Below are 13,343 nucleotides of genomic sequence, written 5' to 3' on the forward strand. Positions count from 1 at the left end.
TTTTTGCTGTTGCCGGACGGGGATCTTATTCGGCTTTTTTCAGGCTAACGGCCAATACGTCGCACGGTGCGCCATGCAAAACGTCATTGGCGGTGGAGCCCAGCAGCAATGCCAGGCCGTGGCGGCCATGACTGCCGACCACAATCAGTTCGCAGCCGTGCTCTTTAGCGAAGCCATGGATTTCCTGGCGTGGCTGGCCATATTCCAGATGGCAGTTATCTTTGGACAGTTGCGGGTATATGTCTATCAACCGCTCAAGGCGTGCTTTGGCTTGATCGAATTGTTGTTGCTGCAACTGCGACAGGTCCATCGGAACGTCGCCGCCAAAGGCCATTGCCATCGGCTCGACGATATGGATGAGTGACAGCTTTGCATTGTTGGCTTCAGCGCTGGCGCTGGCGCGATAAATTACCGGGTCGCATTCTTCGGTCAGGTCGACGGCAACCAAAATATGTTTGTAGGGCATCGGCGAGGTCATGTGAAGCGCTCCTGTAAATGGCGATTAGTTATGAGTATGGCCCCTTTGTAGGGGCTTGGCTTGGGCCGGGGTCAACTCGTTTATCAGGTAATGAGAGTAGAAATATGACGGTATGGATAGTGGTGTCAATCCTGGCGCTGGTTCTGAGCCCTTTGGCATGGCTGCGTCCTTCGCGTCGCCAGAGTGGTCGAATGGCATTGCGCATGGAGGCGCGGCGCATGGGTTTGGCAATGCAACTGGCGAGCCAGGAATGGCCGCATTGGCTAGAACCTGAGCCGCCGGGCTCCTGCGCGCAATTCCATCGCCCGCGGCGCAGTACTAAACCTGAAACATGGTGCTATTGGCAATCATCGCCAGGAATATGGGTCAATCAGTGGCGTGAAGAATGTGTCGATGAGCGTCTGTTGGCACAGTTCAAAAAGTTGCCAGCGAATGTGTACAAGGTCGAAGCTGGCGCCCAAATGATTGCACTGTATTGGGGCGAGAAGGGTGAGCCAGAAGTCCTGCAAGCCATTGATCAAGTGCTTAAAGCCTTGGCGTAAGCCTGTCTGTATCCTCTGTGGGAGCCTGGCTTGCCAGCGATGCTGACGCCACGGTTTGTCTGCTGCACCGCGTCGATCCAATCGCTGGCAAGCCAGGCTCCCACAGGTCTTGCCGCCCACAAGAATTACGCTTGACCGCCGTTGTGCAAAAACCCTGTCTATCCTTCTTTGCTCTTTTGCGGGTTTAAAACTGACTGGCGAGTCGTTTTGTCATCGTTGTTTTGGACAATTGACAATCAGTGGCTTTTCCGTGAAGGTGTCCACACCCAAATCAAACGGGCGTATGAATCGAGTGTTTGTCTTGTCAGATGACGCTCGCAGAACCCCGATTATCGCGTTGGCGGGTGTGCCTGGCGGATTGGCATCAACATTGGCGCAAAGGTCAATGACAGCCAGACGCTAGCGTCCGACGTGTACTGTTCAGCTTCCATATCGTGGAGATCAGTTGATGATTTACGAAGGTAAAGCCATCACGGTTACGGCTCTTGAAAGTGGCATCGTCGAACTCAAGTTCGATCTCAAGGGTGAGTCCGTCAACAAGTTCAACCGTCTAACCCTGAACGAATTGCGTCAGGCAGTGGATGCGATCAAGGCAGATGCTTCGGTCAAGGGTGTCATCGTTTCCAGTGGTAAAGACGTCTTTATCGTCGGCGCAGACATCACCGAATTCGTCGAAAACTTCAAGTTGCCGGATGCCGAGCTGATCGCGGGCAACCTCGAAGCCAACAAAATCTTCAGTGATTTCGAAGACCTCAACGTCCCTACTGTCGCGGCCATCAATGGCATCGCATTGGGTGGCGGTCTGGAAATGTGCCTGGCAGCGGACTTCCGCGTCATGGCTGACAGCGCCAAAATTGGCCTGCCAGAAGTCAAACTGGGCATCTACCCGGGCTTCGGCGGCACTGTGCGCCTCCCGCGCCTGATCGGCGTTGATAACGCTGTTGAATGGATCGCCTCGGGTAAAGAAAACCGTGCCGAAGACGCGCTCAAAGTCAGTGCTGTTGACGCTGTAGTGACTGCTGACAAGCTGGGCGAAGCCGCGCTGGACCTGATCAAGCGCGCCATCAGTGGCGAGCTGGATTACAAGGCCAAGCGCCAGCCGAAGCTTGAAAAACTCAAGCTGAACGCGATTGAACAAATGATGGCGTTCGAAACCGCCAAAGGTTTCGTCGCCGGTCAAGCGGGTCCGAACTACCCGGCGCCGGTTGAAGCGATCAAGACCATTCAGAAAGCCGCGAACTTCGGTCGTGACAAGGCGCTGGAAGTCGAAGCCGCAGGTTTCGCCAAACTGGCGAAAACCAGCGCTTCGCAATGTTTGATCGGCCTGTTCCTGAACGATCAGGAGCTGAAGAAAAAAGCCAAGATCTACGACAAGATCGCCAAAGACGTGAAGCAGGCTGCCGTGCTCGGCGCAGGCATCATGGGCGGCGGTATTGCCTATCAGTCGGCCTCCAAAGGCACGCCGATCCTGATGAAAGACATCAACGAGCATGGCATCGAGCAAGGTCTGGCAGAAGCCGCCAAGCTGCTGGTGGGCCGCGTTGATAAAGGCCGCATGACCCCGGCAAAAATGGCCGAAGTGCTTAATGGCATTCGTCCTACTTTGTCCTACGGTGATTTCGGCAACGTCGATCTGGTGGTCGAAGCCGTTGTTGAAAACCCGAAGGTCAAGCAAGCCGTGCTGGCGGAAGTGGAAAACCACGTTCGCGAAGATGCCATTCTGGCCTCCAACACCTCGACCATTTCCATCAGCCTGCTGGCCAAAGCCCTCAAGCGTCCGGAAAATTTCGTCGGCATGCACTTCTTCAACCCTGTACACATGATGCCGCTGGTTGAAGTGATTCGTGGCGAGAAGTCCAGCGACCAGGCTGTAGCCACCACCGTTGCCTACGCCAAGAAAATGGGCAAAAACCCGATCGTCGTTAACGACTGCCCGGGCTTTTTGGTCAACCGCGTTCTGTTCCCGTACTTCGGCGGTTTCGCCAAGCTGGTCAGTGCCGGTGTCGACTTCGTGCGCATCGACAAAGTGATGGAAAAATTCGGCTGGCCGATGGGCCCGGCGTACCTGATGGACGTGGTCGGCATTGACACCGGACACCACGGTCGTGACGTGATGGCTGAGGGCTTCCCGGATCGCATGAAAGACGACCGCCGTTCAGCGATCGACGCTCTGTACGAGGCCAAGCGCCTGGGCCAGAAGAACGGCAAGGGCTTCTACGCCTACGAGGCTGACAAGAAGGGCAAGCAGAAGAAAGTCGTTGATTCGAGCGTGCTTGAAGTGCTCAAGCCGATTGTCTACGAGCAGCGCGACGTCACTGACGAAGACATCATCAACTGGATGATGATCCCGTTGTGCTTGGAAACCGTGCGTTGCCTGGAAGACGGCATCGTTGAAACCGCAGCCGAGGCCGACATGGGCCTGGTGTACGGCATTGGCTTCCCGCTGTTCCGTGGCGGCGCGCTGCGCTACATCGACTCGATCGGTGTTGCACAGTTTGTCGCCCTGGCTGATCAGTACGCTGAACTGGGCGCGCTGTACCACCCGACTGCGAAGCTGCGTGAAATGGCCAAAAACGGTCAGAGCTTCTTCGGTTAAGCGCCCCATTAGAGTGAGAGTGAAATTATGAGCTTGAATCCTAGAGACGTGGTGATTGTCGACTTCGGTCGCACCCCGATGGGCCGCTCCAAGGGTGGCATGCACCGCAACACCCGTGCTGAAGACATGTCTGCGCACCTGATCAGCAAAGTGCTGGAGCGCAACAACAAGGTTGACCCGAACGAAGTCGAAGACGTGATCTGGGGCTGTGTAAACCAGACCCTGGAGCAGGGCTGGAACATTGCGCGCATGGCGTCGCTGATGACCCAGATTCCGCACACGTCTGCGGCACAAACCGTGAGCCGCCTGTGCGGTTCCTCCATGAGCGCTTTGCACACTGCTGCGCAAGCGATCATGACCGGTAACGGTGACGTGTTCGTGGTTGGCGGCGTCGAGCATATGGGCCACGTGAGCATGATGCACGGCGTTGACCCTAACCCGCACATGTCGCTGTACGCGGCCAAAGCGTCGGGCATGATGGGCCTGACCGCTGAAATGCTTGGCAAGATGCATGGCATCACCCGTGAGCAGCAGGATGCCTTTGGCGTGCGTTCTCATCAGTTGGCCCACAAGGCGACGATTGAAGGCAAGTTCAAAGACGAAATCATCCCGATGCAAGGCTATGACGAAAACGGCTTCCTGAAAATTTTCGACTACGATGAAACCATCCGTCCGGAAACGACCCTGGAAAGCCTGGCTGCATTGAAGCCTGCGTTCAACCCTAAGGGTGGCACCGTAACGGCGGGTACGTCGTCGCAGATTACCGACGGTGCTTCGTGCATGATCGTTATGTCGGCTCAGCGCGCTAAAGACTTGGGTCTTGAGCCGCTGGCCGTGATCCGCTCGATGGCAGTAGCGGGTGTGGATCCGGCAATCATGGGCTATGGTCCAGTACCGGCGACACAAAAAGCATTGAAGCGCGCGGGCTTGAATATGGCCGACATCGACTTCATTGAGCTCAACGAGGCTTTCGCTGCACAGGCTCTGCCAGTGCTGAAAGATCTGAAAGTGCTCGACAAGATGAATGAGAAGGTTAACCTGCACGGCGGTGCAATCGCTCTGGGCCATCCATTTGGATGCTCGGGTGCTCGTATCTCCGGCACTTTGCTCAATGTGATGAAGCAAAATGGCGGCACTTTCGGGTTGTCCACCATGTGCATTGGTCTTGGCCAGGGCATTGCCACTGTCTTCGAACGCGTTTAAAGCGTTGCGTTGATGGAAGCCGGGGCCATGTGCCCCGGTTTTTGTTTTTAGGTGTTTTTCTTTTTTATTTGCAGGGAGCCGCAACATGGCGCTACAACCTGGGCTCTATCAGCATTACAAAGGGCCGCAATATCGGGTATTCAATGTGGCTCGCCACTCAGAAACCGAAGAGGACGTGGTTTTTTACCAGGCCTTGTATGGCGAATACGGCTTTTGGGTCCGCCCGCTGAGCATGTTCCTTGAAACGGTCACCGTTGAGGGTGAACAGGTTCCGCGCTTTGCTTTGATTGAGGCTGAAGACAGCCTTTTTTCCCGGACATAAGGCCTGGTCGCGCAGCACCCTGTGCTTGACCTCACCTTGTAGCCACTATATATAGCGGTGCCGCGTCAGGCGCTCACCGCCTTTCACTTCTAGAATTCAGGAATTTTCTGATCCATGGGCAAATCGCTGGTCATTGTGGAATCCCCGGCTAAGGCCAAGACCATCAACAAGTACTTGGGCAACGAGTACGTGGTGAAGTCGAGTATCGGCCATATCCGAGACCTGCCCACCAGCGGTTCGGCTAGCGCCAGTAAAGAACCTGCTGCCAAGCGTGGTAAGGCAGCGGCGGGCGAAGCGCCGGCCCTGTCGCCTAAAGAGAAGGCTCAAAAGCAGCTAATCTCGCGCATGGGGGTCGATCCCGAGCATGGCTGGAAAGCCAAGTACGAGATCTTGCCTGGCAAGGAAAAGGTCATCGAAGAGCTGCGCCGGCTCGCCAAAGATGCTGACACCATCTATCTCGCAACCGACTTGGATCGCGAGGGGGAAGCCATTGCCTGGCACCTGCGCGAAGCCATTGGTGGTGACGACAGCCGCTACAAGCGCGTGGTGTTCAACGAAATCACCAAGAAGGCGATTCAAGAAGCCTTTTCCAAGCCGGGCGAGCTGGACATCAACCGGGTGAACGCCCAGCAGGCGCGTCGCTTCCTCGACCGTGTGGTGGGTTACATGGTGTCGCCGCTGCTGTGGGCAAAAATTGCCCGCGGCCTGTCGGCTGGCCGTGTGCAGTCGGTTGCCGTGAAGCTGGTGGTTGAGCGTGAGCGTGAAATTCGTGCGTTCAACCCTGAAGAGTACTGGGAAATCCACGCCGACCTCGGTACGGCCAAGGGCGCGAAAGTGCGCTTCGATGTTGCCCGTGAAAAAGGCGAGGCCTTCAAGCCGCTGAACGAAGCCCAGGCCATGGCCGCGCTGGAGAAGCTCAAAGCCTCCAACTACACCATCGTCAAGCGTGAAGACAAACCGACCAGCAGCAAGCCGTCGGCACCGTTTATTACCTCCACCCTGCAGCAGGCCGCGAGTAACCGCCTGGGCTTCGGGGTGAAGAAAACCATGATGATGGCCCAGCGTTTGTATGAAGCGGGCTACATCACCTATATGCGTACCGACTCTACCAACCTCTCTGCCGATGCGGTCGCGATGGCGCGTACTTACATAGAAAGCGAGTTCGGCGAGTCGTACCTGCCGCCGGCGCCTAACGTGTACAGCAGCAAGGAAGGCGCACAAGAGGCTCACGAAGCGATTCGTCCTTCTGACGTGAATATGCACCCGAGCAAGCTGTCGGGCATGGAGCGCGACGCTGAGCGCCTCTACGAGCTGATCTGGCGCCAATTCGTGGCGTGCCAGATGCTGCCAGCCAAATATTTGTCGACCACCGTCAGCGTGGCAGCCGGTGATTTCGAGTTGCGTGCCAAAGGCCGCATCCTGAAGTTCGATGGTTATACCCGTGTGATGCCGCAAATCACCAAGCCGGGCGATGACGACGTATTGCCGGATATGGCTCAGGGTGACGTGCTCAAACTGATTGATCTCGATCCGAGCCAGCACTTCACCAAGCCACCTGCGCGTTACTCCGAGGCCAGCCTGGTAAAAGAGATGGAAAAACGCGGTATTGGTCGTCCTTCGACCTACGCGGCGATTATCGGGACCATTCAAGACCGTGGTTACGTTGCGCTGCACAACCGTCGTTTCTACTCCGAAAAAATGGGCGATATCGTTACCGAGCGCTTGTCCGAGAGCTTCTCTGATCTCATGGACTACGGCTTTACCGCCGGCATGGAAGAGAACCTCGACGATGTGGCACAAGGTGAGCGCGACTGGAAAAACGTGCTGGACGAGTTCTACGGCGAGTTCAAGAAAAAACTTGAAGTAGCGGCTGCGCCGGATGGCGGCATGCGCGCCAACCAGCCGGTCATGACCGATATTCCGTGCAAGGAATGTGGTCGTCCGATGCAGATTCGTACGGCTTCGACAGGCGTGTTCCTGGGTTGCTCAGGTTACAGCCTGCCGCCTAAAGAGCGCTGCAAGGCCACCGTTAATCTGGTGCCGGGTGACGAAATCGCGGCGGACGACGAAGGTGAGTCCGAGTCGCTGGTACTGCTGGGCAAACATCGTTGCCCGATTTGCAGCACGGCGATGGACGCCTACCTGCTGGATGAAAAGCACAAGCTGCACATCTGCGGTAACAACCCGGATTGCGTGGGTTACGAAATCGAAGAAGGCAACTATCGCATCAAAGGCTACGAAGGGCCGAGCCTTGAGTGCGACAAGTGCGGCAGCGAGATGCAGCTTAAAACGGGTCGTTTCGGCAAGTTCTTCGGCTGCACCAACGCGGAATGTAAAAACACCCGCAAACTGCTGAAAAGCGGTGAGGCGGCGCCGCCGAAAATGGATCCGGTGAAAATGCCGGAGCTCAAGTGCGAGAAAGTAAACGACACCTACATCCTGCGTGACGGTGCATCGGGCCTGTTCCTGGCAGCGAGCCAGTTCCCGAAAAACCGTGAAACCCGTGCGCCGTTGGTGATCGAGATCATTCCTCACAAGGATGAGATTGATCCCAAGTATCACTTCCTGTGTGAAGCGCCTAAGAAAGACCCGGATGGCCGCCCGGCGGTTATTCGCTACAGTCGCAAAACCAAAGAGCAATACGTGCAGACTGAAGTGGATGGCAAACCGACAGGCTGGCGTGCGTTCTACGACGGTGGCAGCTGGAAAGTCGAAGACAAGCGTAAAGAAAAAGACGCTTGATACCGAGCTGACCGGCTAAAAAACCGCGCAAGGGCTGCATGCCTTGCGCGGTTTTTGTTTAGGTGGGTGTCCCTCGCAGCCTTCGTGCCTCGGCAGCGACTACAGTTTGTGTTGGGGTGAGCTTTGAAACGCCGAGTTGGAAGGTTTTACGACTGCTGCGCAGCCGGACGTAGCCTCGCAAAGCTCGTCAACTGCTACGGGCGCTACATATCAAGGAGCGAGCTTGTCTCGCGATCTTTTGGTTTGTGACGGAGAAAAATCCTCTCGTCATGGCCTTGCGCCCTTATCCCCTATCCCTGAGACTGCTGTCAGCCCTTACCCCATTCGCTGTGGAGCGCCTCAACATGGCTCACGAACTCTATACCCGTACCAATCAGAAAATTTATTTTGCTGGCCTGGCGCTTGAAGCCATGAACAAGGCGGGCGAAGGCAGGGCCATGAATGCTCAGGCGCTGGTTCAGTCTGAGCGCGAGTCAGCTGTGTTCCATTTGTATGGGGCACTTTTGGGGTTGTGTCACGAGATTGCTGGCTTTTATCGCTTGCCTCAGGCCAATGCTCCTCGTGTTGAGTTGCTGCTGACTAAAGAAATACTGGATGCGGTGGCGATCCCCGAATTGGCTGAAATGGTCGAGCTGGCACAAGCGCCGCACACCTGGTTGGCGCAATTGGTTGCTACGCACGCGGCGTTGTACCAGCCGTTGCAAGCGCCGAAGAAGGTTAAGGCAGACGTGTTTCAGCCTCTGATCGAGACAGTGAACCTGGAAGACGAAACTCCCGAAGCGTTGAGTCGCGAGACATTGGAAGAGTGGCGTCAGAACCTCAAGGGTTTGGCCATTCGGTTCCGCGATGGACTAAATGAGTGTTGAAGGACGCGCATAAAACTGTACAGTCATTCATCAGTCAGTCATTAAACCGTCTCAGATCCTGGAAAAATGACAAGGGATGACTGATATAATCCCGCGCTTTCGTGGAGAACAAACTTTTATGCCAACGTCCTTTCTAGAAATTGTCGAATTGCCAGACGGCCGTATCGAGTTGCGCCGGGCTGAAGACGAGGGGTCTTTGGTGACGCTCAACTTCTCTGAAGACGCCAAGGTTTTTCTTCAAGGTCAACACGTCGAGGTGGCCAAAGCCATGCTCAGCGTAGGTGTGCAGATGGCTGGCCGATTGGCCGAAGGCGAGCTTGAAAAAGACGAAGGACCGCGCATTCTGCATTAAGCGCTTAATGAGTCATGCGTGTCACAGACAGGCTTGAGCATTGCGCGCAAGCCCTGTGTTTAGCCCAAGCGAATATTCAAGCTTTGCCCGTGCCCGATACGTGCTGCGCCAATCAGTTGTTGGCGAGCGGCGACGGTCAACGGGTTGATCCAGCTGACCACTGTGTGGCTGCGACCCAAGCGCAGCGCTTCGCAGGTAAGTTGCAAGGCGCTTTTATTGCCGTTGGGTTGCAGAAGCAAAATACGCTCGCGGTTCAACCCGGCATCTCGCAGCCAGCTTTGAGTCAAGCTGGCAGGCGGTGCTATTAGGGTCAGCCAGCGGTCGTCTTGTTGCTCGCTCAATTCGCGGAGCATGGGAGCCAGCAGGTTCAGGCAGTTTCCCGCAGCACCGCGCAGCGACAACTCACTGAAGACTTCGGGTTCGGCGCTCCAGGGTGCATCGAGCACTTCTTTGATCGCAGAGGGCATGGGTTGCGCCATGAACACTTCGAACAAAGGGAGTTGTGCTGGCAACGGTGTGTGTGGGAACTGCATGGCATCTCCTTTTAGCGGCGGATAACGCCGACGCTCAGGCCTTCGATAACCAGCTCTTGCTCTTTGAGGTTGACCTCAATGGGCGCGAAATCCGGGTTTTCAGCGATCAGCCAGACTTTGCTGCCTTCACGCTTGAAGCGCTTTACAGTGACTTCGTCGTCAATGCGGGCCACAACAATCTGGCCGTTTCGGGCTTCGCGGCAGGTATGCACCGCCAGAAGGTCGCCATCAAAGATGCCGACGTCCTTCATGCTCATGCCTTGTACCCGTAACAGGTAGTCGGCGCGTGGGTGGAAGAAGGTCGGGTTGATGTTGCAGGACTCTTCGACGTGCTCTTGCGCCAGGATCGGGGCGCCTGCAGCGACTCGGCCGATGATGGGTAGGGTCGATTCGTCAGCCTTGGCCTCAAAGCCGGGGATGCGAATGCCGCGAGAAGCGCCGGGCGTCATTTCGATGGCCCCCTTGCGAGCAAGGGCCTTGAGGTGCTCTTCGGCGGCGTTGGGGGATTTGAAACCCAGTTCCTGTGCGATCTCGGCACGGGTGGGCGGGTATCCGTTGTCATCCAGGCATCGCTTGATGAAGGCCAGGATCTCAGCTTGGCGTGGCGTCAGTTTTAACATGGTGATCGCTCTGTCTTTTTATACAGTGACTGGGATTATATACAGTGAAGGCTTATTGGCAATCACCCATTTTCAGCCATCCGCTGGACGGTCACTGGCAGTTTGTATGAACCGCCTTTTATCAGCCGAAGCCTTGCTGGCGGCGGCTGTGGTTAAATGCGAGACCGCCCGGTCGCAAACCGAACACGCCGCCTTGACTTTTTACAAGTCGAAACGTATGTTTCAAACAGGTGTTTTAATGTTTTGTCAGGCGGAGTAGCCATGGCCCAGTCGGAAACCGTTGAACGTATCCTTGATGCTGCTGAGCAGCTGTTCGCGGAAAAAGGTTTTGCTGAAACTTCATTGCGGCTGATTACCAGCAAAGCCTCGGTCAACCTGGCGGCGGTCAATTATCATTTTGGTTCGAAAAAAGCGCTGATTCAGGCGGTTTTCTCGCGCTTCCTGGGGCCGTTTTGCGCCAACCTTGATCGCGAGCTGGAGCGTCGTCAAGCCAAGCCTGAGCAGCGCCCTAGCCTTGAAGAGCTGTTGGAAATGCTGGTTGAGCAGGCGCTGGTGATTCAGCCGCGCAGCGGTAATGACCTGTCCATTTTCATGCGCTTGCTGGGTTTGGCGTTCAGCCAGAGCCAAGGGCACTTGCGTCGCTATCTCGAAGACATGTACGGCAAGGTTTTTCGCCGTTATATGGTACTGGTGAACGAGGCCGCGCCTCAGATCCCGCCGATTGAGCTGTTTTGGCGTGTGCACTTTATGCTCGGCGCAGCGGCATTCAGCATGTCGGGGATCAAAGCCCTGCGTGCCATCGCCGAAACCGATTTTGGGGTGAATACTTCAATCGAGCAGGTGATGCGCTTGATGGTGCCATTCCTCGCGGCTGGTATGCGTGCACAAAGCGGTGTCACTGACCCGGCGATGGCCAGTGCCCAGCTTCGTCCCCGCACTAAAACTCCGCCGATCGCCGTCAAGGTTTGACTGTTCGCGGGTGGGCGCGGCAGCTTTGTTCCGCTAAGCTAGCCGCCATGTCTAGCCCTGACTTATTCCCGTCTATTGATTCACCGCTGCCTCTCTGGTGCGCGGCGCTCAGGCGTGTGCCTGCACCCTTTAACGGGATATAAGCGCTTTCTCTCTTAAGGATTTTCCATGAGTTCTGCCTTGCAAGGCTCCTTGATGGTGGACGTCGCCGGTACCTGGCTGACGGCTGAAGACCGGCAATTGCTGCGCCAGCCTGAAGTGGGCGGGTTGATCATCTTTGCGCGCAATATTGAGCATCCGCGGCAGGTGCGTGAGTTGAGTGCGTCGATTCGTGCCGTGCGTCCCGATTTGTTGCTGGCAGTCGACCAGGAAGGCGGCCGGGTGCAGCGTCTACGCCAGGGCTTTGTGCGTCTTCCCGCTATGCGCGCAATTGCCGATAACCCTAATGCAGAGTACTTGGCAGAGCAATGCGGCTGGATCATGGCCACAGAAGTCTTGGCCATAGGCCTGGATTTGAGCTTTGCCCCGGTCCTGGACCTTGATTACCAGCGCAGCGCGGTGGTGGGCAGCCGTTCTTTTGAAGGCGACCCTGAGCGTGCGGCATTGTTGGCGGGCGCCTTTATTCGCGGGATGAACGCTGCGGGTATGGCTGCAACGGGTAAGCATTTTCCTGGGCATGGATGGGCAGAGGCTGATTCCCATGTAGCCATTCCTACAGATGAGCGCAGTCTAGAGCAGATCCGCGCCCACGACCTGGTGCCATTTGCCCGTCTGAGCAAGCACTTGGCGGCTGTGATGCCTGCGCATGTGATTTACCCGCAAGTCGATAGCCAGCCAGCCGGGTTCTCGCGGCGCTGGTTGCAGGATATTTTGCGTGGTGAACTGCAATTTGACGGTGTCATTTTCAGTGATGACCTGTCGATGGCCGGGGCGCACGTGGTGGGCGATGCTGCCAGCCGCATTGAAGCGGCCTTGTCTGCCGGTTGCGACATGGGCCTGGTGTGCAACGACCGTGCAGCCGCCGAGCTGGCGCTCAGTGCGGCTCAGCGCCTTAAGGTCACGCCATCGGCACGTATTGCACGGATGCGGGCGCAGGCCTGGGCCAGCACTGACTATCGCCAGAGCCCGCGTTGGCAGGTGGCGATGGGCGCGCTCAAAGATGCTCAATTGATCGATTAACTGAAGTTTTAAGAGGCATGGCTCAATGACGGTTTACGCAATTATTGGTGGCACGGGGCTGACTCAACTCGAAGGGTTGACCATCAGCCGCTCGCTGGCCCTCGACACCCCTTACGGCCCGACCTCGGCCGACATTCAGATCGGTGAGTTTGGCGGGCGTGAAGTGCTGTTTCTGGCGCGCCACGGTCATCCGCATCGGGTGCCGCCGCACCAGGTCAATTACCGCGCCAACCTGTGGGCGTTGAAGCAGGCCGGGGCCGAGGCGATTTTGGCGGTGAACGCTGTGGGCGGGATCCACATGGCCATGGGCACCGGGCATTTCTGCGTGCCGCACCAGTTGATCGACTACACCAGCGGTCGCGAGCACACCTATTTCGCCGGTGATCTGGAACACGTGACTCACATCGACTTCAGCTATCCCTACACCGAATCCCTGCGCGAACAACTGATCAGCGCTCTGGCAGCTGAGGGTTGCTCCTACAGCAGTCACGGCGTGTACGCGGCCACCCAAGGCCCGCGACTTGAGACTGTGGCTGAAATCGCCCGTCTTGAACGTGATGGCTGCGACATTGTGGGCATGACCGGCATGCCCGAAGCCGGGTTGGCTCGCGAGCTGGATCTGGATTACGCCTGTCTGGCGTTGGTGGTCAATCCGGCAGCAGGCAAGTCCACGGCGATCATCACCATGGCCGAAATCGAACAGGCGCTGCACGACGGCATGGGCAAGGTCAAAGCGACCTTGGCGCGGGTGCTGGCCGCTCACCTTTGATTGTTTACTAGGCAGTGCAGTGAATGCTCTCTATAGAAAACGTATTGCACAACGGCGACTGGAGTCTTGGCTTTAGCAAAAGAGTCCTTGAGCGTGGGCACAAATACTTTCGAGAAGATCGTGTCGAGTTGCTTGAAGTTGATGATGACTGTATTCGTGCCACGTGCGAAGG

13 protein-coding genes are annotated in these 13,343 nt (G+C 56.6%); 10 read left to right on the forward strand and 3 right to left on the reverse strand.

The window, feature by feature from the left end:
- Nucleotides 1–25: 25 nt before the first annotated feature.
- Nucleotides 26–466, reverse strand: coding sequence for a universal stress protein (locus RHM56_RS04925; protein ID WP_322241706.1), 441 nt, complete (start codon nt 464–466; stop codon nt 26–28).
- Between the two features lie 116 nt (nt 467–582).
- On the opposite strand from RHM56_RS04925, the gene RHM56_RS04930 reads away from it, so the two are divergent.
- The 7 genes from RHM56_RS04930 (at nt 583) to RHM56_RS04960 (ending at nt 9,101) form a co-directional block, all read left to right on the forward strand.
- The gene (locus RHM56_RS04930; RefSeq protein WP_322239143.1) at nt 583–1,020 is read left to right on the forward strand and encodes a hypothetical protein; all 438 of its coding nucleotides are present in this window, start codon (nt 583–585) and stop codon (nt 1,018–1,020) included.
- Nucleotides 1,021–1,468: 448 nt separating this feature from the next.
- Nucleotides 1,469–3,616: a fatty acid oxidation complex subunit alpha FadB gene (gene fadB, locus RHM56_RS04935; protein WP_322239145.1), complete on the forward strand. Its 2,148-nt coding sequence runs from the start codon at nt 1,469–1,471 to the stop codon at nt 3,614–3,616.
- 27 nt (nt 3,617–3,643) lie between these two features.
- Nucleotides 3,644–4,819, forward strand: coding sequence for an acetyl-CoA C-acyltransferase FadA (fadA, locus tag RHM56_RS04940; protein ID WP_322239147.1), 1,176 nt, complete (start codon nt 3,644–3,646; stop codon nt 4,817–4,819).
- Between the two features lie 85 nt (nt 4,820–4,904).
- Nucleotides 4,905–5,141, forward strand: coding sequence for a DUF1653 domain-containing protein (locus RHM56_RS04945; protein WP_322239149.1), 237 nt, complete (start codon nt 4,905–4,907; stop codon nt 5,139–5,141).
- A 114-nt stretch (nt 5,142–5,255) separates the two neighbouring features.
- Complete coding sequence (topA, locus tag RHM56_RS04950) at nt 5,256–7,883, forward strand: type I DNA topoisomerase (RefSeq protein WP_322239151.1); 2,628 nt, start codon at nt 5,256–5,258, stop codon at nt 7,881–7,883.
- Nucleotides 7,884–8,227: 344 nt separating this feature from the next.
- The gene (locus tag RHM56_RS04955) at nt 8,228–8,749 is read left to right on the forward strand and encodes a DUF6586 family protein (protein ID WP_322239153.1); all 522 of its coding nucleotides are present in this window, start codon (nt 8,228–8,230) and stop codon (nt 8,747–8,749) included.
- 118 nt (nt 8,750–8,867) lie between these two features.
- A complete protein-coding gene (locus tag RHM56_RS04960; RefSeq protein WP_322239155.1) occupies nt 8,868–9,101 on the forward strand; it encodes a hypothetical protein in 234 nt (77 codons plus the stop codon).
- A gap of 59 nt (nt 9,102–9,160) precedes the next feature.
- On the opposite strand, the gene sulA is transcribed toward RHM56_RS04960, so the two are convergent.
- Both sulA and lexA read right to left on the reverse strand, forming a co-directional pair.
- The gene (sulA, locus tag RHM56_RS04965; protein ID WP_322239157.1) at nt 9,161–9,634 is read right to left on the reverse strand and encodes an SOS-induced cell division inhibitor SulA; all 474 of its coding nucleotides are present in this window, start codon (nt 9,632–9,634) and stop codon (nt 9,161–9,163) included.
- An 11-nt stretch (nt 9,635–9,645) separates the two neighbouring features.
- Nucleotides 9,646–10,254, reverse strand: coding sequence for a transcriptional repressor LexA (gene lexA, locus RHM56_RS04970; RefSeq protein WP_029611310.1), 609 nt, complete (start codon nt 10,252–10,254; stop codon nt 9,646–9,648).
- A gap of 261 nt (nt 10,255–10,515) precedes the next feature.
- On the opposite strand from lexA, the gene RHM56_RS04975 reads away from it, so the two are divergent.
- The 3 genes from RHM56_RS04975 to RHM56_RS04985 all read left to right on the forward strand — a co-directional run bounded on the left by RHM56_RS04975 (nt 10,516) and on the right by RHM56_RS04985 (nt 13,171).
- Nucleotides 10,516–11,223 (forward strand): TetR/AcrR family transcriptional regulator, encoded by a 708-nt coding sequence (locus RHM56_RS04975; protein WP_322239159.1) that lies wholly within the window; start codon nt 10,516–10,518, stop codon nt 11,221–11,223.
- Nucleotides 11,224–11,403: 180 nt separating this feature from the next.
- Complete coding sequence (nagZ, locus tag RHM56_RS04980) at nt 11,404–12,402, forward strand: beta-N-acetylhexosaminidase (RefSeq protein WP_322241707.1); 999 nt, start codon at nt 11,404–11,406, stop codon at nt 12,400–12,402.
- 25 nt (nt 12,403–12,427) lie between these two features.
- Nucleotides 12,428–13,171 carry an S-methyl-5'-thioinosine phosphorylase gene (locus RHM56_RS04985; RefSeq protein WP_322239161.1) on the forward strand — a complete coding sequence of 248 codons (744 nt, stop codon included), beginning with the start codon at nt 12,428–12,430 and terminating at the stop codon, nt 13,169–13,171.
- Nucleotides 13,172–13,343 lie beyond the last annotated feature (172 nt).

The sequence above is a fragment of the Pseudomonas sp. CCC3.1 genome (assembly GCF_034347405.1).
In the GTDB taxonomy this organism is placed as follows: domain Bacteria; phylum Pseudomonadota; class Gammaproteobacteria; order Pseudomonadales; family Pseudomonadaceae; genus Aquipseudomonas.